The organism is Burkholderia sp. AW49-1 (genome assembly GCF_053427845.1).
Genome location: NZ_JBSAXF010000044.1, coordinates 14,123 through 38,436, shown reverse-complemented (window position 1 = coordinate 38,436; position 24,314 = coordinate 14,123). Strand labels below are relative to the sequence as shown.

Genomic DNA, 24,314 nt, shown 5'->3' with positions numbered 1-24,314 from the left:
AAAAAAATACCCCGCCGCGGCGGGGTACGCTGGCTGCACGGACCCGCAAGGTCCGGCGCGCTTACTTCTTGAAGACGAGATCGGTCTCTTTCAGCGACTCGATGTAGGCCGCGATGTCCTTCATGTCGCTGACCGACAGGTTCTGCACCTGCGCCTGCATGATCGCGTTGTTGCGACCGAGCAGCGGGTTCGTCAGCCCCATCTGGTACTGACGCATCGCCCACACGAGGTAGTCGGCGTGCTGGCCCGCGAGGCGCGGATACTCCGCGTTGATCGGCTTGTTCAGCTGCGCGCCGTGGCAGGCCGCGCAGTTGTGCGACTCGACCAGCTCCTTGCCCTTCGTGGTGTCCGCCGCATGCGCGGTACCGATCGCGAGGCCGGCCGCCAGTGCAACCGCCGCCGTCTTGAATGCGTTGTTCATGAATGCTCCTGTCCCGCCGGTCAGATCGGCGGCGCGCGCTTTACTTGTAGGGATTGTCCTTCGTGTCGGCCTTCTGGGCGGCGTAGTAGGCCGCCAGATCCGCGATGTCCTGGTCCGTCAGCGAACCGGCGATCGCGTTCATCGACGGGAAGTGACGATCCTTCTTGCGGTAGGCCTTCAGCGCGTTCTCGAGGTATTGCTGGTTCTGGCCGCCGAGGACCGGCACCCGGTAGACCTCCGGGTACGCCGCGCGGTAATCCTGGATGCCGTGGCAACCGATGCACATGGCGGCCTTGCTCGCCCCGTCCTTCGGGTTGCCGACCACACCGGCCGCCTGCGCGCTGCCCGCGAGCGCCACGAGCGCTGCGACAACGACGTGTTTGCCGACGAATTTGTTCATAGCTCTTGTAACCTAGCTTGAGGGGAAACTGGCGCCGAAGCGGCAACGGCCCGCGCCGTTTTGCTTGTCGGTCGCCACGCAGGCCAAAAAAAACGGCCAGATTGTACCGCGTCGGCGGGGAATGCGTCCATACGGCACCCCGGCCCGCCCCGCCGCAGCCCCGCAACGATACGCGGCCCCGGGCCAACCGGACAGCCCTTCTGACTTATACTGGGTTTTTTTGCGATCAGGAAAGAGCGCCGCCATGCGTTTCGAAGGATCCTCGCACTACGTCGCCACCGACGATCTGAAGCTCGCGGTCAACGCCGCGCTGACGCTGCAACGGCCGCTGCTGATCAAGGGCGAGCCCGGCACCGGCAAGACCATGCTCGCCGAGGAAGTGGCGGCCGCGCTCGACATGCCGCTGTTGCAGTGGCACATCAAGTCGACGACGAAGGCGCAGCAGGGCCTGTACGAATACGACGCGGTATCGCGGCTGCGCGACTCGCAGCTCGGCGACGAGCGCGTGAAGGACATCTCGAACTACATCGTGAAGGGTGTGCTCTGGCAGGCGTTCGACGCCGAGCACCCGAGCGTGCTGCTGATCGACGAGATCGACAAGGCCGACATCGAATTCCCGAACGACCTGCTGCGCGAGCTCGACCGGATGGAATTCCACGTGTACGAGACGCGCGAGACGGTACGCGCGAAGCACCGCCCGCTCGTGATCATCACGTCGAACAACGAGAAGGAACTGCCCGACGCGTTCCTGCGCCGCTGCTTCTTCCACTACATCCAGTTTCCCGATCCGTCGACGATGCAGCAGATCGTCGCGGTCCACTTCCCGCACATCCGCGAGGAGCTGCTGCGCGCGGCGCTCGAGAGCTTCTTCGAGTTGCGCGCCGTGTCCGGGCTGAAGAAGAAGCCGTCGACGTCCGAACTGCTCGACTGGCTGAAGCTGCTGCTCGCCGAGAACATCCCGGCCGACGCGCTGCGCGGCGCCGACGCGAAGCAGATCGTGCCGCCGCTCGCGGGCGCGCTGCTGAAGAACGAGCAGGATCTGAGCCTGCTCGAGCGGCTCGTCTACATGAACCGGCACAACCGGTAACCCATCCGCGAAGGCCCGGCCATGCTGCTCAATTTCTTCTACGCGCTGCGCGCAGCCAAGCTGCCCGTCTCGGTGAAGGAATACCTGACGCTGCTCGAATCGCTGAAGGCCGGGCTGATCTCGCCGTCGATCGACGCGTTCTACTTCCTCGCACGGATGACGCTCGTCAAGGACGAGCAGTACTTCGACAAGTTCGACCAGGCGTTCGGCGTGTATTTCCATGGCGTGTCCGCGTTGCCGTCCGAAGCGTTCGACATTCCGCTCGACTGGCTCGAGAAGCGTCTCGAGCGCGAGCTGTCGCCGGAGGAAAAGGCGCAGATCGAAGCGATGGGCGGCCTCGACAAGCTGATGGAGCGCCTTAAGGAACTGCTCGACGAGCAGAAGGAACGCCACGAAGGCGGCAACAAGTGGATCGGCACCGGCGGCACGTCGCCGTTCGGACACGGCGGCTACAACCCCGAAGGCGTGCGCATCGGCGGCCCGTCGAACGGCAACCGCACCGCCGTCAAGGTGTGGGAGGCGCGCGCGTACCGCGACTACGACGATTCGGTCGAGATCGGCACGCGCAACATCAAGGTCGCGTTGCGGCGCCTGCGCCGCTTCGCGCGTGAAGGCGCGGCCGAGGAACTCGACCTGCCCGGCACGATCCGCAGCACTGCCGCGAACGCCGGCTGGCTCGACTTGCGGATGGTGCCCGAGCGTCACAACAACGTGAAGGTGCTGATGCTGCTCGATGTCGGCGGCTCGATGGACGATCACATCAAGCGCACCGAAGAGCTGTTCTCGGCCGCGAAGGCCGAGTTCAAGCACCTGGAGTTCTACTACTTCCACAACTGCGTGTACGACCACCTGTGGAAGAACAACCGCCGCCGTCACTCGGAGCGCACCGCGACGTGGGACGTGCTGCACAAGTTCACGCCCGACTACAAGCTGATCTTCGTCGGCGACGCGACGATGAGCCCGTACGAGGTGCTGCAGCCCGGCGGCTCGGTCGAATACAACAACCCGGAAGCCGGCGCCGTCTGGCTACGCCGCCTCGCGGACCAATTCCCCCACCATGCCTGGCTGAACCCCGAGCCCGAGCGGCTATGGGAATACCGGCAATCGGTCGCGGTGATCCGCGACCTGCTCGGTCAGCGCATGTATCCGCTCACGCTCGCGGGCCTCGAAACCGCGATGCGCGCACTCAGCAAATAACGAACCCGCCCCGCAGACACGAAGGCCGCGTCAGAGCGGCCTCCCCCGGAGATAGCATGAACCCTTCGCCCACCGCGAGCGCTGGCCGCGCCGGCGGCCGCCGCTTTTTCACCGATACGTCCATCTCGACGCTCGTCGCCGGCTTCGTCGCGATGATGACGGGCTACACGAGCTCGCTCGTGCTGATGTTCCAGGCCGGCCGCGCCGCGCATCTGACCGACGCACAGATCTCGTCGTGGATCTGGGCACTGTCGATCGGCATGGCGCTGACGACGATCGGCCTGTCGCTGCGCTTTCGCGCGCCCGTCGTGGTCGCCTGGTCGACGCCCGGCGCCGCGCTGCTGATCGCGTCGCTGCCCGGCGTGCCGTACCCGGAGGCCATCGGCGCGTTCGTCGTGTGCTCGCTGCTGCTGACCGCGGTCGGCGTGAGCGGGCTGTTCGACACGCTGATGCGGCGCATTCCAGCCGGCATCGCGGCCGCCTTGCTCGCGGGCATCCTGTTCGAGATCGGTATCGAGATCTTCCGCGCCGCGCAGTTCCAGACCGCGCTCGTGCTCGCGATGTTCTTCACCTACCTGATCGTCAAGCGGCTCGCGCCACGCTACGCGATCGTCACGACGCTGATCGTCGGTACCGCCGTGGCCGGCGGCCTCGGCCTGCTCGACTTCAGCCGCTTCCACATCGCGCTTGCGCAGCCCGTGTTCACGATGCCCGCGTTCTCGATCGCATCGATCGTCAGCATCGGCATTCCGCTGTTCGTCGTCGCGATGGCGTCGCAAAACGTGCCGGGCATCGCCGTGCTGCGCGCGGATGGCTATTCGACGCCGTCGTCGCCGCTGATCGCGACCACCGGCCTCGCGTCGCTGCTGCTCGCGCCGTTCGGCTCGCACGGCGTGAACCTCGCGGCGATCACCGCCGCGATCTGCACCGGCCCCGAAGCGCACGAGGATCACGCGAAGCGCTACACGGCCGCCGTGTGGTGCGGCACGTTCTACCTGGTCGCCGGGATCTTCGGCGCGACGATCGCCGCGCTGTTCGCCGCGCTGCCGAAGGCGCTCGTCGTGTCGGTCGCCGCGCTCGCGCTGTTCGGCTCGATCATGAGCGGGCTCGCGAACGCGATGCAGGACGTGAAGCAGCGCGAAGCAGCGCTCGTCACGTTCATGGTCACCGCGTCGGGCCTCACGCTGCTGTCGATCGGCTCGGCGTTCTGGGGGCTCGTCGCGGGGATCGTCACGCAGGTGATCCTGAACGCGCGGCGCCCCGCGTAGCGCCGCATGGAGCGAGCCCGCACCGCAAACGGCACGCCGAAACGTGCGCGACGCGATTCGGGCCTAAAATAGTGGATCGGAGGCGGCGCCCGGCGCCGCCTCGCTTCGCTGCCGCGCTCGCGCGGCCCGTGAGAACCCCGGCGCCTTGCGCCCTCCTCCCGAATCGCCATGACTACCGCACTCGACCAGCTGAAGCAGTACACGACCGTCGTCGCCGACACGGGCGATTTCCAGCAGCTTGCGCAATACAAGCCGCAGGACGCGACCACGAACCCGTCGCTGATCCTGAAGGCCGTCCAGAAGGACGCGTACAAGCCGATCCTCGAGAAAACCGTCCGCGATCACCGCGACGAAAGCAGCGATTTCATCATCGACCGCCTGCTGATCGCATTCGGCACCGAGATTCTGAAGCTGATCCCGGGCCGCGTATCGACCGAGGTCGATGCGCGCCTGTCGTTCGACACGCAGCGCTCGATCGACAAGGGTCGCGAACTCATCAAGCTGTACGAAGATGCCGGCATCGGCCGCGAGCGCATCCTGATCAAGCTCGCGTCGACGTGGGAAGGCATTCGCGCAGCCGAGGTGCTGCAGAAGGAAGGGATCAAGTGCAACATGACCCTGCTTTTCTCGCTCGTCCAGGCCGCCGCGTGCGCGGAAGCCGGCGCGCAACTGATCTCGCCGTTCGTCGGCCGTATCTACGACTGGTACAAGAAGCAGGCCGACGCCGAGTGGGATGAAGCGAAGAACGGCGGTGCGAACGATCCGGGCGTGCAGTCGGTACAACGCATCTACACGTACTACAAGACGTTCGGCTACAACACCGAAGTGATGGGCGCGAGCTTCCGCACGACGAGCCAGATCACCGAGCTTGCGGGCTGCGACCTGCTGACGATCAGCCCCGATTTGCTGCAGAAGCTGCAGGAAAGCAACGATACGGTGGCACGCAAGCTGTCGCCGGACGCGCTGCAGGACAAGCCGACCGAGCGCGTCGCCATCGACGAGGCATCGTTCCGCTTCCAGTTGAACGACGATGCGATGGCAACGGAAAAACTGGCCGAGGGCATCCGCGTGTTCGCCGCCGACGCGGTGAAGCTCGAGAAACTGATCGATGCACTGCGCTGAACCGTACCGCACGTGACGGCTGTCAGTTGAACTGTCAGCAAACCTGACAACAGCCGTCAGCAAGCGTGACGAACGGCCGCGAGCTTCGTGTTCGCGGCCGTTTTTATTTTTCATTCCATCGTCAAGCGCGCGCACTACAATCCACGTCACGAGTGCGCCGGCCGCATCCCGGCGTGCTCTTCCCGGTCAATCTTGGAAGTATCCGGGCCGGCACCGACACGCCGGGCCGGCCAACAGGAGACAACGATGCAAGTCCAACCGTACCTGACGTTCTACGGCCGCGCGGAAGAAGCCCTTCAGTTCTACGAAAAGGCGCTCGGCGCGAAGACGATGTTCAAGATGCACTTCAGGGACGCGCCGCCGAATCCGGACTACCCGATGGCGCCGGAGATGAGCGACAAGGTGATGCATGCGAGCTTCACGATCGGCGACTCGATGATCATGTGCTCGGACGGCGACTGCAGCCAGCCAGGCGGCACGCATTCGGGTTATTCGCTGTCGCTGAACCCGGCGACGGTCGAGGAAGGTCAGAAGCTGTTCAATGCGCTCGCCGACGGCGGCGAAGTGACGATGCCGTTCGGCAAGACGTTCTGGGCGCTCGGCTTCGGGATGGCGAAGGATCGGTTCGGCGTGCACTGGATGGTCAACGTCGAAGACCTCTCGCAACGCGAGGATCTCGCGAAACGCGCACAGGGCTGACACCAGCGAAAACGCCCGCCACTTCGCCGTGGCGGGCGTCCTTGTTGTTGCTCGAGGCGCGACACGCGGCCGCGCCGCCCGTATCAGCTCTCGACGACGTCGAGATAATCCTCCGGCCGCGTGCGGTCCTCCGCATGCGCCATGCCCATCGCGCGCACCAGCACGCTGACCACCACCGACACCACGAGGTTCACGATCAGCGACCACACCGCCGCATAGCCAGGGATCGCGAGGCCGAACAGGTGGATCGTGAAGATCGAGCTCGCGAGCTTCAGCGATACCGCCATCCACGTGCCGCACACGATGCCTGCCGCCCAGCCGGCCAGCAGGCCACGGTGGTCGAGCAGCCGCGTGTACAGGCCGAGCACGATCGCGGGCAGCGTCTGGATGATCCAGATCCCGCCGAGCAGTTGCAACTGGATCGCATAGGTCAGCGGCAGCCCGAGAATGAACGCCACCGCGCCGACCTTCACGATCAGCGACACGAGCTTCGCGACGTGCGTCTCCTGGTCGTGCGTCATGTTGCGGTTCACGAACTCGCGGTGGATGTTGCGCGTGTACAGGTTCGCGGCCGCGATCGACATGATCGCCGCCGGCACCAGCGCGCCGATGCCGATCGCCGCGAACGCGACGCCGACGAACCATGACGGGAAATACTCGAGGAACAGCGCGGGCACCGCGAAGTTCGGACCGAACGCCTTGAAGTACGGCGCGTACTGCGGCATGTCCTTCACGCCCGCCGCGAGCGCCATGTAGCCGAGCAGCGCGAGCAGGCCGAGCACGAACGAGTATGCGGGCAGCATCGCCATGTTGCGGCGGATCGAGTTGCCCGACGCCGACGACAGGATCGCCGTGACCGAGTGCGGATACAGGAACAGCGCGAGCGCGGAACCGATCGCGAGTGTCGCGTAAGCGCTGTAGCCGTTCAGGCTCGCCGCGTCGGGTGCCTTCAGCAGCAGCTTCGCCGGCGGCACCGACGCGAAGATGTGCCCGAAGCCGCCGAGCTTCGCCGGGATCACGATGACCGCTGCGGCAATCGTGATGTAGATCAGGATGTCCTTCACGATCGCGATCATCGCGGGCGCGCGCAGCCCCGACGTGTACGTGTATGCGGCGAGGATCGCGAACGCGATGATGAGCGGCAGGTCGCCGACGAAGCCGGTCGTGTCGAAACCAAGCGCGCCGATCACGACTTCGATACCGACGAGTTGCAGTGCGATGTACGGCATCGTCGCGAGGATGCCCGTGACCGCGATCGCGAGCGCGAGCATCCGGCTGCCGTAGCGCGCGTTCACGAAGTCGGCGGCCGTCACGTAGCCATGCCGCTTCGCGATGCTCCACAGCTTCGGGAACACGACGAACGCGAACGGGTAGATCAGGATCGTGTACGGCAACGCGAAGAAGCCCATCGCGCCGGCGCCGAACACGAGCGCGGGCACTGCGACGAACGTATACGCCGTATAGAGGTCGCCGCCGAGCAGGAACCACGTGACGATCGTGCCGAAGCGGCGTCCGCCGAGGCCCCATTCGTCGAGATGGGCGAGATCGCCGCGCCGCCAGTTCGCGGCGAGGAAGCCGATGATCGTGACGCCGATGAAGAGCAGGACGAAGACGAAGGTTGCGCCGAGGTTCATCGCGCACCTCCTTGCGGGCCGCTCGCCTTCCACGCGTTCTTGGTCTTGAAATACACGAACGCGGTAATCACCGCGCTAATGAACACCCACAGCAACTGGTACCAGTAGAAAAACGGAAAACCCAGCCATTGCGGTTCGATCTTGCTGTACGACGGCACCCAGACCATCGCGATCAGCGGCAGCACCAGCAGCCAGAGCCAGCGCTTGGCGGCCCGATTGGCGTCGGCATCGTGAGCCATGACGTCTCCTCATCTTTCCCGGTTATCGATCTTGTCAAGCGGGTACGGCGGCGAGAGGAGGAGGCAAAACGGGTAAGCTGCGGCTCCCCTGGCTTCGCGCCAGTATAGGAGCCGCGAGCGAGCGGTCAAGCGGGGGCGAACCCGAGGTGATCCGCCCCCCAGTCAACTGGTTGCACCGGCATGCGACCGGCGCATGAGCGTCAGATCGCGAACGAGGATTCGCGTGCACCCGTCGTTTCTTTCAAAGCTTTCACCCACTTGCGCGCGGGCAGCTTCAGCGTGTCCTCGATCAGCTTCGCACGGGCTTCCAGCTGCGCGAACGACACGTCGAGCGCGGGGCCCGAGAACGCGATCGCGATCCGGTTGCCGTCGTGCACTTCCGGCAGCGCGATCACGCGATGGTCGAACGCCACGTTCAGATGCTTCATGTTGCGCACGAAGCTCGGATGATCGCCGAACAGGTTGATCGTCGCGATGCCCGCGTCGGCGAGGCAGCCGCGCACCGCGCGGTAGAACGCGACGCTGTCGAGCACCGGGCCGCGCGCGGTCGCGTCGTACAGGTCGATCTGCAGCGCGCCCGTCGTGCCGCGGTTGGCCGGATCGTTGACGAAATCCCATGCGTCGGCTTCGTGCACGACGAGACGTGCGTCATCGGGCGGCAGCGCGAACATCGTGCGCGCCGCGACGATCACGGCCGGGTTCAGTTCGACGGCCTCGACCTTCGCGTGCGGCAGGAAGCGATGCGAGAACTTGGTCAGTGCGCCGGTGCCGAGCCCGAGCTGGACGATCCGCTCGGGCGTTTCGAGGAACAGCAGCCACGCCATCATCTGCTGCGCGTATTCGAGCTCGATGTGCAGCGGCTTCGAAATCCGCATCGCGCCCTGCACCCATTCGGTACCGAAGTGCAGGAAGCGCACGCCGCGCTCTTCGGAGAACGTGACGGGCGCGAAGCGCGGCTTGCGCGGCGCCTCGAGGACGGGCACGTCGTCGTGTTCGTCGATCTCCGGACGGCGCTTCACGCGCGCCGGCTGGAGTTTTTCGGAGCCGTTGTAAGCGGCCGATTTGCGTTGCTTGAACGCGCGCGCCTCGGCGGACGCGCGCTTGATCAGTCGGGTCATGGTTGAATCTCGCTGGGTGACGCTGGATGAGCGGACGAGAGGATAGCATTGGTGGGGGATGGCGGCCGTGCCGCATGCCCTGCATGACTTCGAAGCCGGTTGGCGCTACGCTGCACTCGGTGATCGAAGGAGGACGCATGAACCCGAACGGCAAAAGGATCTGGTTTCCGGCAAAGCGCTACGGATGGGGATGGGGGTTGCCCGTCGCCTGGCAGGGCTGGATCGTCCTGCTGCTGTTCGCGATCGGGATCATCGCGAGTGCGTGGCTGGTGCCGCCGCAGCGGTCGCCGATCGCATACGCTGCATGCATCGTGGTGTTGGTCGCGCTGTTGACCGCCGTTTGCTGGATCAAGGGCGAAAGGCCCGGGTGGAGATGGGGCAAGGACGACTGAGCGCCGCAGTGACGTCCGCGCGCGATCCTGATCGACGTCAGACGAGAATCGCCCGCCACTGCACCAGCTTCTGCTCGAACGACAGCATCGCATTCGCCGGACTCGACGACGGCAGCACCAGCGTGTCGTACCCGGCCTGGCCGATGACGTCGGCAAACCGCCCCGCCGTCTTGCCGTTGAAACACACTTTCTTCAGCAACGGCGCATGCGCGCGCAACGACGCAAAGTCGTTCGGCTTCGCATTCCGGATCGCAGAATCGAGACTGCCTTGTCGATGGCACGCATCGAGGACGTCCCAGATGCCGATGCCGTGCGCAAGCACGCGCTCGAGCCGAGCGTCGTACACGAGCTCGTGCAGCCCAGGCTCGCCGAGCACCGCCCCGAGCAACCGCCAGAACTGGTTGCGCGGATGCGCGTAGTACTGCGCGGCATCGAGCGACGCCTCGCCCGGAAAGCTGCCGAGGATCATCGTGTGCGTATGCGGCCCGACGACCGGCGGAAAGCCCTGCAGCATCACGCCGCTCCGCGCGGCCCGACGGATCGAGGCCCGTCGCCGTGCGCATCGAGATGGCGCCACAGCGCGGGCAGCATGCATTCGGTGACCATCAACGGCTTGCCGTGCCGCTGGAACACCGAGCGCCGCGCGGCGAACGCATGCGGCGCCCGCGCGCCCTGCAACGCATGGCTCGCGAGCGCATACAGCGGATGACCGGCGATCACGCGCCGGCTGACGAGCGTGGAGCGCTCCACCTGCGGATCGCTGTACAGCAGCTCCGCGAGCGGCCGCGTGCGCAACCGCCGCATCGCCTGCCAGACACCCTTGCTGGCCGCGAGCGGCGCGATGCTGTGCGCGGCGACGTACGGCGTGCCGTCGACCGACAGGATCACCTCGCGCACCCACATCGGCGCGCGCGGCGCACTGTCGAGCGCGTCCGGTTCGTCGAACCACGGACAGTCGACGGCCTCGCGCGTCACGCGCACGCTCACGCTGCCGAGCCGCGCCAGATGCGCGGTCAGCGAACCGCCGCGCGTCAGCCAGTCGCGCTGATCGAGCGTGCAGCCGGGCCGGGGCGTTTCGCGCCAGCCCGCTCGTGCGCCGTCGAATCGCATCCGTGCGTTCACGCGGAGCGCGACAGCAGCAGCGCGTTGGTCCGCTTCACGAAGCTCGCCGGATCGTCGAGCATCCCGCCTTCGGCCAGCAACGCCTGGTCGAACAGCAGGTGACACCAGTCGCCGAAATCGGCGCTGTCGGCGTTCAGCTGCTTCACGAGCGCATGCTCCGGGTTGATCTCGAGAATCGGCTGCATCGCCGGCGCGTTCTGGCCGGCCGCCTTCAGCATCCGCTGCAGGTAGCCGCTCATGTCGTTGTCGTCCGCGACGAGGCACGACGGCGAATCGGTCAGGCGGAACGTGACGCGCACTTCCTTCACCTTGTCGCCGAGCGCTTCCTTCATCTTCTCGACGACCGGCTTGATCGCCTCGCCCGCCTGCTCCTGCGCCTTCTTTTCCTCGTCGTTCAGCTCGCCGAGGTCGAGATCGCCGCGGGCCACGCTCGCGAGCGGCTTGCCGTCGAATTCATGCAGGAACGACAGCATCCATTCGTCGACGCGATCGGTCAGCAGCAGCACCTCGACGCCCTTCTTGCGGAACACTTCCAGGTGCGGGCTGTTCTTCGCGGCCTGCCACGTATCGGCGGTCACGTAGTAGATCTTGCTCTGCTCGGGCTTCATGCGCGACACGTAGTCGGCGAGCGACACGTCCTGCGCGTCGGTGTCGCCGTGCGTCGATGCGAAGCGCAGCAGCTTCGCGATCCGCTCGCGGTTCGCGTGATCCTCGCCCAGACCTTCCTTCAGCACCTGGCCGAACGCGCTCCAGAACGTCTTGTACTTCTCCTTGCCGGCGTCCTCTTCCGCGTTCGCGAGTTCCTCGAGCATCGACAGCGCGCGCTTCGTCACGCCTTCGCGGATCGCCTTCACGTCGCGGCTTTCCTGCAGGATTTCACGCGACACGTTCAGCGGCAGGTCGGCCGAATCGACGACGCCCTTCACGAAGCGCAGGTATTGCGGCAGCAGCTGCTCGGCGTCGTCCATGATGAACACTCGCTTCACGTACAGCTTCAGGCCGCCGCGGTAATCGCGGTTCCACAGGTCGAACGGCGCATGCGCCGGCACGAACAGCAACTGCGTGTATTCGCTGCGGCCCTCGACGCGGTTGTGCGTCCACGTGAGCGGATCCTGGTGGTCGTGCGCGATGTGCTGGTAGAACTGCGTGTACTGCTCGTCGGTGACGTCGCTCTTCGAACGCGTCCAGAGCGCGCTCGCCTGGTTGACGGTCTCGTCCTCGTCCTTCAGGACCATCTCGCCCTTTTCCTGATCCCACTCTTCCTTCTGCATCAGGATCGGCAGCGCGATGTGATCGGAATACTTCTGGATGATCGACTTCAGGCGGTGCGACGACAGCAGCTCGTCCTCGCCTTCGCGCAGATGCAGCGTGATCGTCGTGCCGCGCTGCGCGCGCTCGATCGCGTCGATCGTGAAATCGCCCTCGCCCGCGCTTTCCCAGCGCACGGCTTCGTTCGCCGGCAGGCCGGCGCGGCGCGTCTCGACGGTGATCCTGTCCGCGACGATGAAGCCCGAGTAGAAGCCCACGCCGAACTGGCCGATCAGCGCCGCGTCCTTCTGCTGGTCGCCGGACAGCTTCGTGAAGAATTCCTTGGTGCCCGAACGCGCGATCGTGCCGAGGTTCGCGATCGCCTCGTCGCGGCTCATGCCGATGCCGTTGTCCTCGATCGTGATCGTGCGTGCGGCCTTGTCGAAGCCGATGCGGATGCGCAGGTTCGGATCGTTCTCGTACAGCGCGTTGTCCGCGAGCGCTTCGAAACGCAGCTTGTCGGCCGCGTCGGACGCGTTCGACACCAGTTCGCGCAGGAAGATTTCCTTGTTGCTGTAGAGCGAATGAATCATCAGGTGGAGGAGTTGCTTGACCTCTGCCTGAAAGCTCATCGTTTCGTGTGCCATGGATGCTGTTTCCTCTTACATGAACTTGAATGGTGTGGCGCGGGCGCCCGGCGCGCGATGCCGGCGGGCCCGTCAAGGACGACCGCCTGGCGCAAGCGGTTCGCGCGGGTATCTGGGGACGGGCGACCGGATTTCAAGGGGCGGTGCGCCGCCCGCCGTCACGACGCGCGCCGCGCCGCCGCTTCGATATAGCGCGCGAGAAACCCCGGCAGTGCCGGATCGCCGCAGTTCGCGACGTTGAAGCGCGTCCATGTCGACGACGACTGCTGCGGCGAGAACAGGCTTCCCGGCGTCAGCAAGAACCCTTCCTCGTGCGCGGCGGCCGCGAGCGCGTCCGAATCGACGCCCGTGTCGGCCCACAGGAACATCCCCGCCGCCGGCATCGTGAAGAGCCGCAGCCCGGTACGCTCGAGCATCCGCGCGGTCTTGTCGCGCACGCCGTCGAGCCGTGCGCGCAGCCGCTCGACGTGACGCCGGTAATGCCCTTCGGTCAGGATCTTGTACAACACGCGCTCGTTGAGCTCCGGCGTCGTCATCCCGACCAGCATCTTCTGGTCGGTGACCGCCTTGGCGATCTCCGGTGCGCAGGCGACATAGCCGACCCGCAAATTCGCCGCGAGCGTCTTCGAATAGCTGCCCAGGTAGATCACGCGCTTCAGCTGGTCGAGACTCGCGAGTCGCGTCGCCGGATAGCTCGGCGGACACAGGTCGCCGTACACGTCGTCCTCGACGACGAGGAAGTCGTACGCCTCGGCAAGCTTCAGGATCCGGAACGCCTGCGCGGCCGATAGCGACGTGCCGGTCGGATTCTGCAGCACCGAATTGATCACGAGCATCTTCGGCCGCCACATCTGCACGAGCGTCTCCAGCGCGTCGAGATCGGGGCCGTCGGGCGTATAGGGCATGCCGACCAGTTGCGCGCCCTGCGACGCGAAGCGGCCGAACATCTGGAACCACGCGGGATCGCCGACGATCACCGCATCGCCGGGCCGCACGTAGATCCGCGAGATCAGGTCGATCGCCTGCGTGATGCCCGACACCAGCACGAGCTGCTCGGGCTTCGCGCCGATCTCGACTTCCGCGAGCCGCGTCTGCAATTGCTGGCGCAGCGGCAGGAAGCCCTGCGCGGTGCCGAAACCGAGCATCTGTGCGCCGGACTGGCGCCCGAGCGCGCGCAGCGCGCCGGTGATCAGCTCGCCGTCGAGCCAGCGGCCCGGCAGGTAGCCGAGACCCGGCCCTTTTTCCGGACTGGCGGTATGCAGCATGTTGCGCAGCAGCCAGACGACGTCGATCGTGTTGTGCACGGGCGCGGCCTCGGCCACGCGCACCACGTTGTCGGCCGGCTGCGGGCCGGTGGCGGTGCGCTCGCGCACGTAGAAGCCCGAGCCGCGCCGCGAATCGAGGTAGCCCTGCGCGACGAGCCGTTCGTACGCTTCCACCACGGTAAAGCGCGACACGCTCTTGTCGAGCGCGAGCTTGCGGATCGACGGCATCCGCATGCCGGGCCGGAACACGCGTTCGTCGATGCGGCGCCGCGCCCACTGGACAAGCTGGTCGACGAGCGTGAGCGTGGCCGTATCGTGCGGCGCGGGAATCTGGGCGAGTGGGACGGTGGACATGGGCGACGACTCCAACTGTACCGAAGGCTATCGCGCCGATTGTACCGTTACTGTGCCGGTGCCGACGATTACAGTTGACCGGAATGGCGATCGTGCGGCCGCCGTCGCGGCCTTGCCGCACGCGGTGCCGCACCGCCCGGCCTGCATCGCGGCCCGGGCGCCGGCCGGTTCCGCAACCGCCCGGCGCATCGCCCGCCTACCATGCACTTTCGCTTCCCGACCGACGTTCATGCCAGCCCGCTCCCTGACCCTCGACCATCTCGTGATCGCCGCGCGCACGCTCGACGAAGGCGTACGCCATGTCGCCGCGTCGCTCGGCATCGAACCGGCCGGCGGCGGCCGCCATCCGCTGATGCGCACCCATAACGCGCTGTTCGGCGCGTGGGGCGGGCTGTACCTCGAAGTGATCGCGATCGATCCCGATGCGCCCGCCACGGGCGACGACGCCACGCCGCCGCGCGCGCGGCTGTTCGGCCTCGACGATCCGGCGATGCATGCCAGGCTCGCGCAGGGCCCGTTCCTCGCGCACTGGGTCGCGCGCGTCGACCGCCCGCGCCAGCTCGCGATGTGGCAACGCCAGTACCCGGCGCGCATCGCGCCGATCGTCGCGATGCGGCGCGGCGACCTGAGCTGGGGTCTCACGGTGCCCGACGACGGCACGTTCCCCGCTTGGCAGGGCGCCGGCGACGGTCTCGTGCCATCGCTGATCCAGTGGGACAGCCCGCGCCACCCGGCCGAATCGCTGCCGAACGACGGCGTCGCACTGAAGGCGCTCAAGGGCGTCCACCCGCGTGCGGACATCATCCGCGAGCAACTCGACTGGCTCGGCGCCGGCCATCTGCTCGACCTCGACACCCGCGACGGCCCGCCGGCGCTCGTCGCCGAATTCGACACGCCGCAAGGCGCACGCACGCTGCGCTGAACGCCGCTGCCGCCCCTCGATTACACGAACCCCGCAATACGGAGACACCCATTTCATGAATTCGCGCGAAACCCGGGGCATGCTGCTCGGCCTCATCGGCGTGATGATCTTCAGCCTGACGCTGCCGATGACGCGTATCGTCGTCTCCGAACTCAACCCGCTGCTGAACGGGCTCGGCCGCGCGCTCGCCGCGTCGGTGCCGGCCGGCCTGCTGCTGTGGTGGCGCCGCGAACGGCTTCCGACCCGCGCGCAGCTGAAAAGCCTCGCGGTCGTGTCGGCCGGCGTGATCATCGCGTATCCGGTGTTCTCCGCCTGGGCGATGAAAACCGTGCCGGCCTCGCACGGCGCGGTCGTGAACGGGCTGCAGCCGCTGTTCGTCGCGCTGTACGCGGCGTGGCTGTCGCACGAACGGCCGTCGAAGGCGTTCTGGGCCAGCGCGCTGGCGGGCAGTTCTCTCGTGATCGCGTTCGCGCTGCGCGACGGCGGCGGCACGGTGCAGGCCGGCGACGCGCTGATGCTCGTCGCGGTCGGCATCGGCGCGCTCGGCTATGCGGAAGGTGCGCGCCTCGCGCGCCAGATCGGCGGCTGGCAGGTGATCTGCTGGGCGCTCGTCGTGTCCGCACCGTTCCTGCTGCTGCCGGTCGGCTGGCTCGCGTGGACGCAGCACGTCGCGCACCCTGCCCCGCTCGCGTTGCGCACGTGGCTCGCATTCGGCTACGTGACCCTTTTTTCGCAATTCATCGGCTTTTTCGCATGGTACGCCGGGCTCGCCATGGGCGGCATCGCGCGCGTCGGCCAGGTGCAGCTGCTGCAGATCTTCTTCACGATCGCCTTTTCCGCGCTGTTGTTCGGCGAGACGGTGACGTCGTCGACGTGGCTGTTCGCGGCCGCCGTGATCGCGACCGTGATGCTCGGCCGGCGCTCGGCGGTGGCCACGGCCCCGCGTCCCGCTCGCGCCGGTTGATGAGGTGCGCCATAATGTTCGTTTTGCCTGAACGGTTTTGCCCACCCGGCCGCGACGGCCCGGTCGCGCTCCCGCACGCCCACCCGGCCGCGTCGACGCGATCAGCCCGATCGACCTTTCTTGACTGACCACGATATCCGAACGAGGAGACTATGAATCCGAGCGACCTGCATCCGCCGCACTGGCAGCTTTCCGAACGCGCCCGCAAGCTGACGAGCTCTGCGATCCGCGAGATCCTGAAGGTCACGGAACGCCCCGAGGTCATCTCGTTCGCCGGCGGCCTGCCCGCTCCCGCGACGTTCCCGGCCGAACGCATGCGTGCCGCGGCCGACCGCGTGCTGCGCGATGCGCCCGCTGCCGCTCTCCAGTACAGCGCGACCGAAGGCTACCTGCCGCTGCGCGAATGGATCGCCGAGCGCTACAGCGTGCGCGTGTCGCAGGTGCTGATCACGACCGGCTCGCAGCAGGCGCTCGACCTGCTCGGCAAGGCGCTGATCGATCCGGACAGCCCGATCCTCGTCGAAACGCCGACCTACCTCGGCGCGCTGCAGTCGTTCTCGCTGTACGAGCCCCGCTACGTGCAGGTGCCGACCGACGAGCTGGGCCTGCTGCCCGAAGGCCTCACGCCCGACCTGACGCAAGGCGCGCGCCTGCTGTACGCGCAGCCGAACTTCCAGAACCCGACCGGCCGCCGCCTGCCCGTCGAGCGCCGCCGTGCGCTCGCCGCGTTCGCGCAGTCGAGCCCGTTCCCGGTGCTGGAAGACGACCCGTACGGCGCGCTGAACTACCAGGGCGAGCCGCTGCCGACGATGCTGTCGATGGCACCCGACCACATCGTGCACCTCGGCACGTTCTCGAAGGTGCTCGCACCGGGCCTGCGGATCGGCTACATCATTGCCCCCGAGGAACTCCACTTCAAGCTCGTGCAGGCCAAGCAGGCCACCGACCTGCACACGCCGACGCTCACGCAGCGCATCGCACACGAAGTGATCAAGGACGGCTTCCTCGACGAGCACATCCCGACGATCCGCCAGCTGTATGGCGCGCAATGCGAGGCGATGCTCGCGTCGCTCGCGCGCCACATGCCGGAAGGCGTCACGTGGAATCGCCCGGACGGCGGCATGTTCATCTGGGTGAACCTGCCCGCGCAGATCGACAGCATGAAGCTGCTCGAGGCCGCGGTCGCCAACCACGTCGCTTTCGTGCCGGGCGCGCCGTTCTTCGCGAACGACCCGCAGCAGAACACGCTGCGCCTGTCGTTCGTGACGGTGCCGCCGGAGAAGATCGAGGAAGGCGTCGCGCGTCTCGGCAAGCTGCTGCGCGAGCGTCTCTGATCCCCTTTTTCCTGTCACGACTCTCAACGAGGAATCGAACACATGGCTAACGTCTACGACAAACTGAAGTCGCTCGGCATCGAACTCCCGACCGCCGGTGCACCGGCCGCCGCCTACGTGATGAGCGCGCAAAGCGGCAACACGGTCTACCTGTCCGGCCACATCGCGAAGAAGGACGGCAAGGTCTGGGCCGGCAAGCTCGGCGCTGATCTGCAGACGGAAGACGGCAAGGCGGCCGCGCGCTCGATCGCGATCGACCTGCTCGCGACGCTGCACGCGCACACCGGCGACCTGAACAAGGTCACGCGCATCGTGAAGCTGATGAGCCTCGTCAACTCGACGCTCGACTTCACCGAACAGCACGTCGTGACGAACGGTGCGTCGGAACTGATCGCCGAAGTGTTCGGCGACGCAGGCAAGCATGCGCGTTCGGCGTTCGGCGTCGCGCAGATTCCGCTCGGCGCGTGCGTCGAGATCGAACTGATCGCCGAAGTCGCGTAACGGGCGCATCGAGATGACCGGTCGTCTCGTCCGCTTCAAGCAGGTCGACGTCTTCACGTCGGTGCCGTTCAAGGGCAACCCGCTCGCCGTCGTGTTCGACGCCGATTCGCTCGGCGACGACGCCATGCTCGAGATCGCCCGCTGGACGAACCTGTCGGAAACGACGTTCGTCTGCACGCCGACCGATCCGGACGCCGACTACCGCGTACGGATTTTCACGACGGCCGGTGAACTGCCGTTCGCCGGCCACCCGACGCTCGGCACGGCGCATGCGTTCCTGGAGAGCGGCGCGCGGCCTCGCACGCCGGGGCGGCTGATCCAGCAGTGCGGGGTCGGCCGGGTCGCGCTGCGCGAGCAGGCCGGCGGCTGGGCGTTCGCCGCGCCGCCGGCCCGCGTCACGCCACTCGACCGTTCGGACTACGCGGTGCTGGCCGCCGCGTTGCGCAGCGACGCGATCGACCTGGAAGCCGAGCCGTGCGCGGTGGACAACGGCGCGCCGTGGCTGGTCGTGCGGCTGAAATCGGCCGACGCGTGCATCGGTCTGTCGCCCGATCCGGCCGCGCTGGAGGCGCTCACGCGCCGCTACGGTACCGACGGCGTCGCGGTCTACGCGCCGCATGCCGAAGGCGGGCCCGCGACGTTCGAAATCCGCTGCCTGATGACGGGCGGCAACTTCGGTTTCGGCGAGGACCCGGTCACCGGCAGCGCAAACGCCGCGCTGGCCGGGCTGCTGACGCGGCAGGAACGCCGTCCCGGCCCGTCGTATACGGCCCGCCAGGGTACGGCGATCGGCCGCGACGGCCGCATCTCCGTCAGCTATGACGAAGACGGCACCACGTGGATCGGCGGCCACGTCGTCACGGTCGTCGACGGCACCTTCCGGTCCCCCGTGTAACATATCGCGGTGTGCGATGGCGCCGGCCGGTTCGGCGCCCCTACGATTCGCCCAACTATCGCAAAAGCGTTCCAGCCAGTAATATCGGGCCTAATCCGTTGTTTCGGAGGTCTGTCCATGGTTGCGTGTCCCGCGAACGAACAGACGTCGGGACAACCCGAACCATAGCCAGCCATCCTGACGGATGACGCACGCGAGCAGGACGCCACCCTCTCAGATGAGCTCCGCCCGGTCAAACCACACGCCGCCGACCCGGCCGCTGCGCGCGCCGCGCAAGTCGCGCCGGCGCGCGCTGTTCGCGATCCCGCTGCTCGGGATGCTGGCGCTCGCGCTGCTGTGGGCGGTGATCGTCGCGCGGTTGTCGGTCGAAAAGGACAGCGCGTACAAGGAAGCGGCGGCTTCCGCGGCGATCCTGTCGTCCGCGCTCGAACAGCACACGGTCAAGGCGATCCACCAGGTCGACCAGATCACCCGCTTCGTCAAGTTCGAATTCGAGAAATCGCCCGCGCGCTTCAACCTCGCGAGCGCGGTCGAAAAAGGCGTCGTGCCGAGCGACACGCTGATCCAGGTTTCGCTCGTCAACGCGAAAGGCATCCTGTTCGCAAACACGGCCGAACTCCATCCGAAGCCGATCAATCTCGCCGACCGCGAACACTTCAAGGTCCACCTCGCGCACAACGACGATCGCCTGTACATCAGCAAGCCCGTGCTCGGCCGCGTGTCGAGCCACTGGACGCTGCAGATGACGCGGCGCCTGAACAATCCGGACGGCAGCTTCGCCGGCATCGTCGTGGTGTCGGAAGACCCGAGCTACTTCACGAACGACTTCTACAACAACGCGGCGATCGGCAAGGAAGGCGTGATCGCCGTGGTGTCCGACACGGGGGCCGTCCTTGCGCGGCGCACCGGCTCGCTCAACAACGCACCCGGTGCGTTCTCCGCATCGGGCGTCTACCCGATCGCCGAGCGCGTGACGGGCACGATCATCGACCCGATCGACGGCGTGACGCGCATCGTGTCGTACCGCCACCTCGACGGCTACCCGCTCGCGGTGATGGTCGGGCTGTCGCAGTCCGAGGAATTCGCGGACTACTACCACACGCGCAACGTCTATCTGTTGATGACGAGCTTCATCACGCTCGCGATGCTCGCGTTCTTCGGCGTCGCGACGGGGCTGATCGGCAAGCTGCTCGGCCGCGAGCGCGAGATGACCCAGCTCGCCGAATACGACCTCCTCACCGGCCTCGCGAACCGCTACGCGACGCTGCGCGGGCTGCGCAACGACGTGTCGATGCCGGCCAGCCTGTCGCGACTCGGCCTGCTGTTCATCGACCTCGACAACTTCAAGACCGTCAACGACACCCTCGGCCACAACGCAGGCGACATCGTGCTGCAGATGACCGCGTCGCGCCTGTCGGATGCCGTCGGCGATGAGGGGTCGCTCGCGCGGATCGGCGGCGACGAGTTCGTCGTGGTGATGAAGGGTGACGACGTCGAACGGCGCGCGGTGCGGCTCGCGGAAGCGATCATCCGAATGTTCGCCGAGCCGTTCGACGTGCGCGGCAGTTCGTTCGTGCTGCACGCGAGCATCGGCATCGCGCTGCACACCGTCGCGAACGAAAGCGAGATCGACCTGCTGAAGAAGGCCGATCTCGCGATGTACAGCGCAAAGGACGCGGGCAAGAACTGCTATCAGTTCTACGCGCCGCACCTGTCGCATCGCGCGGACCACCTGATGCGCTGGGAACAGCAATTGCGCGTCGCGCTCGCCGAGGGCCAGCTGTTCCTCGCCTACCAGCCGAAGATCGACCTGACGCACCGCACGATCACCGGCTTCGAGGCGCTCGCGCGCTGGGACCACCCCGAGCACGGAATCATCTCGGCGAACGAATTCATTTCGATCGCCGAATCGACAGGCCTGATCGTGCCGATCGGCGACTTCGTGATCCGCACCGCGTGCGAACAGATCGCACGCTGGCGCGACGACGGCCACGACACGCTGACGCTCGCGGTCAACATCTCGCCGGTGCAGTTCTGGCGCGGCGACCTGATCGAGACGATTTCGCAGGCGCTGCAGGACACCGGCATCGAGGCGAACCGGCTCGAAATCGAGATCACCGAGACCGCGATGATGGAATATCCGGAGCTCGTGTCCGAGAAGATTGTGGCGTTGAAGAAGCTCGGCATCCGGATCGCGCTCGACGATTTCGGCACCGGCTATTCGTCGCTGTCGTACCTGCACCGCTTCTCCGTCGATACGCTGAAGGTCGACCGCTCGTTCGTGCAGGCGATCCCGAACGATCGCAGCGTGTGCGTGATGGTGTCGTCTATCGTGCATCTCGCGCGCTCGCTCGGCCTGACGGTCGTCGTCGAAGGCACCGAAACCGAGGAGCAGATCGCATGGCTGTCCGCGCTCGGCGAGATCGAGGCGCAGGGCTTCCTGTTCTCCCGCCCCGTGCCGGCCGATTCGATCCCCGCGCTGATCGCGCGCTTCGGCGTGCGCGGCGACCGGCCGAACGTCCTCACGCACCGCGCGACCGGCAGCACGGGCGCCTGAGCCCGCGGCCCGCGCGGCAATGTTGCACAGCACACCGATTATTTCGGTTTCCGATCCGGTTGTTTCGTTCATTAACTAGCGTTTTCGCGCATGGCAGTGTCACGATGCGCGGCGGACAATCGGGAGGGCCATCGTGTCGGCGGGCCGCCGGCACGTTTCCACGCGCGAGACCAGACCCAGCGCCAACAACACCGTCATGACAACCATCGAAGTCGAAGCGGCCGAACGTGTCGAACAGGCACAGGCATCCCTATGGACCTTGTTCAAGGTCGTGGCCGGCATTTCCGCCGTGTCGTGGGGCGGGCTTTCGATGATGGCGCAGCTCGAGCGCCACTACGTCGACCGGTTGCAGCGCATCGAGCCGCACGTGTTCGCCGATCTCGTCGCCCTTGCATGGCTCGTGCCAGGCCCCGTCGGCTGCAATGTCGCGGTGCAGGTCGGCCAGACGCTGCACGGCCGCACCGGCGCATGGATCGCCGGCATCGCGAGCGTGCTGCCGTTCTCCGTGCTGATGACGCTGTTCGCGATCTTCTACCGCACGCCGATCGTGCGCTCGCTCGCCGCGCCAATGCTGATCAATCACTTCGGGATGGTGCTCGCCGCGCTGATCGGCGTCACGTGGGTCAAGCAGTTGCGCACGCTCGCGAGCACACGGCTCGAACGGGCAATCGCCGCGCTATCGACGATTCTGCTCGCTTTCGCGCATAGTCCGGCCGCTTTCGTCGGGATTCTCTTCGCTGCGTTCGCAGCCGGCTGGCTGACCGGGCCGCCGCAACACGACGCGGTCGACTTCACGCTGTCGAAACGCGACCGCAACCTGCTCGTGCTGCTCGCCGTGCTCGTCGCACTGTTCGCGCTGCCGCTGCCCGGCGACTACCAGGAGACGCTGCTGTGGCCGCGGCTCGCCGGCGCCGGCATGACGCTCTTCGGCGGTGGCTTCTCCGCGCTGCCCGTGCTCAAGACGCTGTTCGTGTCGCCGGCCACCGGCATCTCCGATCACGACTTCACGCTCGCGTTCGCGCTGTCGCCGGTGTCGCCCGGCCCGCTGCTGAACGTCGTGCCGTTTCTCGGCTACCTGACCGACGGGTGGACCGGCGCGCTGCTCGCGACCGCCGCGCTGTTCATTCCGTCGGGGTGTCTCGTCGTGTTCGCGCAGAACCATCTGCTGCGGCTCAAGCGCCACTCACGCTTCGAGCACGGGATGCGCCTGCTGCGTGCGGCGACGACGGGTTTTCTCGTCGTCGCCGTCGTGAGGATCCTGCATCGCGAACCGGCCGATCCCGTCTACTGGCTCACGGGCGCCTTTGCGACGCTGTGCTTCGCGCGCTTCAAGGTGCCCGTGTACGCCGTCTACGGTGCGGTCGCGATCGTATGCGGCGGATGGCTGTTGTGGGCCGCCATCGCGCACTGACGGCAACCCCTCCCACCGCCGCCGGCCGCTCGCCGCTCAGCTCGCCTGCACCGCGACGCGGCGCGCGACCCAGCGTGCACGCAGCGCGTCGTACGCGAGGTTGAAGCAGAACGTGTACGGCAGGAAAAACAGCACGATGCCGAGGTCGAGCAGCAGCGCCTCGACGAGGCTCACGTTCAGCCACCACGCGGCCACCGGCACCACCATCGCGACGAGGCCGAGCTCGAACACGACCGCGTGCGCGATCCGCATCCCGAGCGTGCGCGTGAGGCCGGCGCGGCGCTCGAAACGGTCGAACAGCGTGTTGAACGTCATGTTCCAGGCCATCGCGATCAGCGACACCATCACCGTCAGCACGCCGACGTGCGACACCGGCATGTCGAGCAGCCACGCGCCGATCGGCGCGCACAGCGCGATCGCCACAAGCTCGAACGTCAGCGCGTGAACGAGCCGTTCCGTCACCGTTTTGTTCATCTGTTTCATGGTTCCCTCCCATTCGTTTGTGCAGCGCATGCCGGCCATTTTGATCGGCGAAACGGCACGAATCCAGTTTGATAACATCGGTTTTACCGATACAACGATGTGAGATCCACGCATGCGCCACGCCCCCGAAGCCCTGCTCGCTTTCGCCGAAGCCGCGCTGCTCGGCTCGTTTACGGCCGCCGCGCGCAAGCTCGGCAAGCGCCAGTCGACGGTGTCCGAAGCGATCGCGAACCTCGAGATCGATCTCGGCGTGCAACTGTTCGACCGCTCCACGCGCACACCGACGCTGACCGATGCCGGACGCGCGCTGCTGCCGCAGGTGCAGCGCGCACTGGAAGCCGGCGCGGCGATCGACCGCACCGCCGCGCGGCTCGCGCAGGGGGAGGAAGCACGGCTGACGCTCGTCGTGTCCGATACGTATCAATCGAAGCGTTACGAGGAAACCTTGATGGCGCTCGAGCGGCGCTTTCCGACGCTGGAACTCGAATGCCAGATTGCCGAACACGAGGACGTGCTCGACCTGATCCAGCAGGGCCGCGCACAGCTCGGCCTGATGGCCGCGCGCGCCGTCTACCCGCCCGATATCGGCGCGGCGACGGTGGCGGAGGAATCGGAGATCGGGCTGTTCGTCGGGCGCACGCACGCGCTGGCGGCCTTTGGCGATGCCGACGTGCCGCATGCGGCGCTGCGCGACGCGCGCGAACTGCGCCTCAACACGTACGTGAAACCGGAGGATCGCGGCGCCGACGACCGGATCGTCATCGGCACGCAGCGCTGGCTCGCGCCGAGCTACCTGATGCTGCTGGAGATGGCGGTGCTGGGGTTCGGCTGGGCCGAGCTGCCGCGCTGGATGGTCGAGCACTTCGCGCGCGATCGCCTCTGCGAGCTGCGCTCGCGCGGCTGGCCTCGCCGCGTGCGGGTCGATGCGGTGTGGTCACGCAACCGGCCGCTCGGCCCGGCCGGCGCGTGGCTGCTCGACGCGATGCTGGCCGCGTAGCGGCGCGCGGCATCGCGCCGGCGGCAGGCGCCGAACG

24 protein-coding genes are annotated in these 24,314 nt (G+C 66.8%); 14 read left to right on the top strand and 10 right to left on the bottom strand.

Translation table 11 applies throughout. The features are described 5' to 3' along the window. Window positions 1-61: 61 nt before the first annotated feature. Together ACV22W_RS31755 and ACV22W_RS31750 are read right to left on the bottom strand one after the other, a co-directional pair. Entirely contained in the window at window positions 62-421 is a 360-nt protein-coding gene (locus tag ACV22W_RS31755; protein ID WP_011885615.1) for a c-type cytochrome, read from the bottom strand. 40 nt (window positions 422-461) lie between these two features. Beyond that, window positions 462-821 (bottom strand): c-type cytochrome, encoded by a 360-nt coding sequence (locus tag ACV22W_RS31750; RefSeq protein ID WP_011885616.1) that lies wholly within the window; start codon window positions 819-821, stop codon window positions 462-464. Window positions 822-1,065: 244 nt separating this feature from the next. Between ACV22W_RS31750 and ACV22W_RS31745 the strand changes: the two genes are divergently transcribed. The 5 genes from ACV22W_RS31745 (at window position 1,066) to ACV22W_RS31725 (ending at window position 6,194) form a co-directional block, all read left to right on the top strand. Then, entirely contained in the window at window positions 1,066-1,908 is an 843-nt protein-coding gene (locus tag ACV22W_RS31745) for an AAA family ATPase (RefSeq protein WP_059527339.1), read from the top strand. Window positions 1,909-1,929: 21 nt separating this feature from the next. Further along, entirely contained in the window at window positions 1,930-3,105 is a 1,176-nt protein-coding gene (locus ACV22W_RS31740; protein WP_448023398.1) for a vWA domain-containing protein, read from the top strand. A gap of 56 nt (window positions 3,106-3,161) precedes the next feature. Next, window positions 3,162-4,373 (top strand): benzoate/H(+) symporter BenE family transporter, encoded by a 1,212-nt coding sequence (locus tag ACV22W_RS31735; RefSeq protein WP_448023396.1) that lies wholly within the window; start codon window positions 3,162-3,164, stop codon window positions 4,371-4,373. Between the two features lie 168 nt (window positions 4,374-4,541). Continuing rightward, entirely contained in the window at window positions 4,542-5,495 is a 954-nt protein-coding gene (gene tal / locus ACV22W_RS31730; RefSeq protein ID WP_448023395.1) for a transaldolase, read from the top strand. A gap of 246 nt (window positions 5,496-5,741) precedes the next feature. Next, window positions 5,742-6,194, top strand: a complete 453-nt coding sequence (locus ACV22W_RS31725) for a VOC family protein (RefSeq protein ID WP_448023393.1) — start codon at window positions 5,742-5,744, stop codon at window positions 6,192-6,194. An 83-nt stretch (window positions 6,195-6,277) separates the two neighbouring features. Here ACV22W_RS31725 and mctP read toward each other — a convergent pair whose 3' ends face one another. From mctP to ACV22W_RS31710, 3 genes are all read right to left on the bottom strand, one after another. Then, complete coding sequence (gene mctP / locus ACV22W_RS31720; protein ID WP_448023391.1) at window positions 6,278-7,828, bottom strand: monocarboxylate uptake permease MctP; 1,551 nt, start codon at window positions 7,826-7,828, stop codon at window positions 6,278-6,280. Beyond that, complete coding sequence (locus tag ACV22W_RS31715; protein ID WP_011352801.1) at window positions 7,825-8,067, bottom strand: DUF3311 domain-containing protein; 243 nt, start codon at window positions 8,065-8,067, stop codon at window positions 7,825-7,827. Before ACV22W_RS31715 ends, mctP begins: the two co-directional genes overlap by 4 nt. 200 nt (window positions 8,068-8,267) lie before the next feature. After that, a complete protein-coding gene (locus tag ACV22W_RS31710; protein WP_448023390.1) occupies window positions 8,268-9,185 on the bottom strand; it encodes a spermidine synthase in 918 nt (305 codons plus the stop codon). 137 nt (window positions 9,186-9,322) lie between these two features. Between ACV22W_RS31710 and ACV22W_RS31705 the strand changes: the two genes are divergently transcribed. Beyond that, window positions 9,323-9,577, top strand: a complete 255-nt coding sequence (locus tag ACV22W_RS31705) for a hypothetical protein (RefSeq protein ID WP_448023388.1) — start codon at window positions 9,323-9,325, stop codon at window positions 9,575-9,577. A gap of 37 nt (window positions 9,578-9,614) precedes the next feature. Here the strand turns inward: ACV22W_RS31705 and ACV22W_RS31700 are convergent, their stop codons facing one another. The 4 genes from ACV22W_RS31700 to ACV22W_RS31685 all read right to left on the bottom strand — a co-directional run bounded on the left by ACV22W_RS31700 (window position 9,615) and on the right by ACV22W_RS31685 (window position 14,213). Then, window positions 9,615-10,091, bottom strand: a complete 477-nt coding sequence (locus ACV22W_RS31700) for a DNA-deoxyinosine glycosylase (protein ID WP_448023386.1) — start codon at window positions 10,089-10,091, stop codon at window positions 9,615-9,617. Then, the gene (locus ACV22W_RS31695; protein WP_448023399.1) at window positions 10,091-10,687 is read right to left on the bottom strand and encodes a chorismate--pyruvate lyase family protein; all 597 of its coding nucleotides are present in this window, start codon (window positions 10,685-10,687) and stop codon (window positions 10,091-10,093) included. Before ACV22W_RS31695 ends, ACV22W_RS31700 begins: the two co-directional genes overlap by 1 nt. Before the next feature lie 8 nt (window positions 10,688-10,695). Then, the gene (htpG, locus tag ACV22W_RS31690) at window positions 10,696-12,594 is read right to left on the bottom strand and encodes a molecular chaperone HtpG (RefSeq protein ID WP_448023384.1); all 1,899 of its coding nucleotides are present in this window, start codon (window positions 12,592-12,594) and stop codon (window positions 10,696-10,698) included. A gap of 158 nt (window positions 12,595-12,752) precedes the next feature. Then, a complete protein-coding gene (locus ACV22W_RS31685; protein ID WP_448023382.1) occupies window positions 12,753-14,213 on the bottom strand; it encodes an aminotransferase-like domain-containing protein in 1,461 nt (486 codons plus the stop codon). Between the two features lie 229 nt (window positions 14,214-14,442). Here ACV22W_RS31685 and ACV22W_RS31680 point away from each other — a divergent pair, with 229 nt between their 5' ends. The 7 genes from ACV22W_RS31680 to ACV22W_RS31650 all read left to right on the top strand — a co-directional run bounded on the left by ACV22W_RS31680 (window position 14,443) and on the right by ACV22W_RS31650 (window position 22,797). Next, window positions 14,443-15,135: a VOC family protein gene (locus ACV22W_RS31680; RefSeq protein ID WP_448023380.1), complete on the top strand. Its 693-nt coding sequence runs from the start codon at window positions 14,443-14,445 to the stop codon at window positions 15,133-15,135. A 55-nt stretch (window positions 15,136-15,190) separates the two neighbouring features. After that, window positions 15,191-16,099 carry a DMT family transporter gene (locus ACV22W_RS31675; RefSeq protein WP_448023378.1) on the top strand — a complete coding sequence of 303 codons (909 nt, stop codon included), beginning with the start codon at window positions 15,191-15,193 and terminating at the stop codon, window positions 16,097-16,099. Between the two features lie 152 nt (window positions 16,100-16,251). Continuing rightward, on the top strand, window positions 16,252-17,433 hold the full coding sequence (locus tag ACV22W_RS31670) for an aminotransferase-like domain-containing protein (RefSeq protein WP_059600352.1): 1,182 nt from the start codon (window positions 16,252-16,254) through the stop codon (window positions 17,431-17,433). 42 nt (window positions 17,434-17,475) lie between these two features. Continuing rightward, a complete protein-coding gene (locus ACV22W_RS31665; RefSeq protein WP_006478174.1) occupies window positions 17,476-17,934 on the top strand; it encodes a RidA family protein in 459 nt (152 codons plus the stop codon). A gap of 13 nt (window positions 17,935-17,947) precedes the next feature. After that, window positions 17,948-18,829 carry a PhzF family phenazine biosynthesis protein gene (locus ACV22W_RS31660; RefSeq protein ID WP_448023376.1) on the top strand — a complete coding sequence of 294 codons (882 nt, stop codon included), beginning with the start codon at window positions 17,948-17,950 and terminating at the stop codon, window positions 18,827-18,829. A 217-nt stretch (window positions 18,830-19,046) separates the two neighbouring features. Continuing rightward, window positions 19,047-21,386, top strand: a complete 2,340-nt coding sequence (locus ACV22W_RS31655; protein WP_448023375.1) for a bifunctional diguanylate cyclase/phosphodiesterase — start codon at window positions 19,047-19,049, stop codon at window positions 21,384-21,386. A gap of 196 nt (window positions 21,387-21,582) precedes the next feature. Beyond that, window positions 21,583-22,797 carry a chromate transporter gene (locus tag ACV22W_RS31650; protein WP_448023373.1) on the top strand — a complete coding sequence of 405 codons (1,215 nt, stop codon included), beginning with the start codon at window positions 21,583-21,585 and terminating at the stop codon, window positions 22,795-22,797. Between the two features lie 36 nt (window positions 22,798-22,833). On the opposite strand, the gene ACV22W_RS31645 is transcribed toward ACV22W_RS31650, so the two are convergent. Beyond that, window positions 22,834-23,280 (bottom strand): multidrug/biocide efflux PACE transporter, encoded by a 447-nt coding sequence (locus tag ACV22W_RS31645; RefSeq protein WP_059527391.1) that lies wholly within the window; start codon window positions 23,278-23,280, stop codon window positions 22,834-22,836. Between the two features lie 112 nt (window positions 23,281-23,392). Between ACV22W_RS31645 and ACV22W_RS31640 the strand changes: the two genes are divergently transcribed. Continuing rightward, window positions 23,393-24,277: a LysR family transcriptional regulator gene (locus ACV22W_RS31640; RefSeq protein ID WP_059914503.1), complete on the top strand. Its 885-nt coding sequence runs from the start codon at window positions 23,393-23,395 to the stop codon at window positions 24,275-24,277. Window positions 24,278-24,314: the final 37 nt, after the last annotated feature.

Excerpts from the sequence above, each read along its gene's own strand:
- ACV22W_RS31660 (WP_448023376.1), top strand. The coding sequence starts at position 17,948 with ATGACCGGTCGTCTCGTCCGCTTCAAGCAGGTCGACGTCTTCACGTCG.
- mctP (WP_448023391.1), bottom strand. The coding sequence starts at position 7,828 with ATGAACCTCGGCGCAACCTTCGTCTTCGTCCTGCTCTTCATCGGCGTC.
- ACV22W_RS31705 (WP_448023388.1), top strand. The coding sequence starts at position 9,323 with ATGAACCCGAACGGCAAAAGGATCTGGTTTCCGGCAAAGCGCTACGGA.
- ACV22W_RS31645 (WP_059527391.1), bottom strand. The coding sequence starts at position 23,280 with ATGAAACAGATGAACAAAACGGTGACGGAACGGCTCGTTCACGCGCTG.
- ACV22W_RS31680 (WP_448023380.1), top strand. The coding sequence starts at position 14,443 with ATGCCAGCCCGCTCCCTGACCCTCGACCATCTCGTGATCGCCGCGCGC.
- ACV22W_RS31640 (WP_059914503.1), top strand. The coding sequence starts at position 23,393 with ATGCGCCACGCCCCCGAAGCCCTGCTCGCTTTCGCCGAAGCCGCGCTG.
- ACV22W_RS31725 (WP_448023393.1), top strand. The coding sequence starts at position 5,742 with ATGCAAGTCCAACCGTACCTGACGTTCTACGGCCGCGCGGAAGAAGCC.
- ACV22W_RS31650 (WP_448023373.1), top strand. The coding sequence starts at position 21,583 with ATGACAACCATCGAAGTCGAAGCGGCCGAACGTGTCGAACAGGCACAG.
- ACV22W_RS31685 (WP_448023382.1), bottom strand. The coding sequence starts at position 14,213 with ATGTCCACCGTCCCACTCGCCCAGATTCCCGCGCCGCACGATACGGCC.
- ACV22W_RS31710 (WP_448023390.1), bottom strand. The coding sequence starts at position 9,185 with ATGACCCGACTGATCAAGCGCGCGTCCGCCGAGGCGCGCGCGTTCAAG.
- ACV22W_RS31735 (WP_448023396.1), top strand. The coding sequence starts at position 3,162 with ATGAACCCTTCGCCCACCGCGAGCGCTGGCCGCGCCGGCGGCCGCCGC.
- ACV22W_RS31715 (WP_011352801.1), bottom strand. The coding sequence starts at position 8,067 with ATGGCTCACGATGCCGACGCCAATCGGGCCGCCAAGCGCTGGCTCTGG.
- ACV22W_RS31675 (WP_448023378.1), top strand. The coding sequence starts at position 15,191 with ATGAATTCGCGCGAAACCCGGGGCATGCTGCTCGGCCTCATCGGCGTG.
- ACV22W_RS31700 (WP_448023386.1), bottom strand. The coding sequence starts at position 10,091 with ATGCTGCAGGGCTTTCCGCCGGTCGTCGGGCCGCATACGCACACGATG.
- ACV22W_RS31695 (WP_448023399.1), bottom strand. The coding sequence starts at position 10,687 with ATGCGATTCGACGGCGCACGAGCGGGCTGGCGCGAAACGCCCCGGCCC.
- ACV22W_RS31670 (WP_059600352.1), top strand. The coding sequence starts at position 16,252 with ATGAATCCGAGCGACCTGCATCCGCCGCACTGGCAGCTTTCCGAACGC.
- ACV22W_RS31665 (WP_006478174.1), top strand. The coding sequence starts at position 17,476 with ATGGCTAACGTCTACGACAAACTGAAGTCGCTCGGCATCGAACTCCCG.
- ACV22W_RS31740 (WP_448023398.1), top strand. The coding sequence starts at position 1,930 with ATGCTGCTCAATTTCTTCTACGCGCTGCGCGCAGCCAAGCTGCCCGTC.
- ACV22W_RS31655 (WP_448023375.1), top strand. The coding sequence starts at position 19,047 with ATGAGCTCCGCCCGGTCAAACCACACGCCGCCGACCCGGCCGCTGCGC.
- htpG (WP_448023384.1), bottom strand. The coding sequence starts at position 12,594 with ATGGCACACGAAACGATGAGCTTTCAGGCAGAGGTCAAGCAACTCCTC.
- ACV22W_RS31755 (WP_011885615.1), bottom strand. The coding sequence starts at position 421 with ATGAACAACGCATTCAAGACGGCGGCGGTTGCACTGGCGGCCGGCCTC.
- tal (WP_448023395.1), top strand. The coding sequence starts at position 4,542 with ATGACTACCGCACTCGACCAGCTGAAGCAGTACACGACCGTCGTCGCC.
- ACV22W_RS31745 (WP_059527339.1), top strand. The coding sequence starts at position 1,066 with ATGCGTTTCGAAGGATCCTCGCACTACGTCGCCACCGACGATCTGAAG.
- ACV22W_RS31750 (WP_011885616.1), bottom strand. The coding sequence starts at position 821 with ATGAACAAATTCGTCGGCAAACACGTCGTTGTCGCAGCGCTCGTGGCG.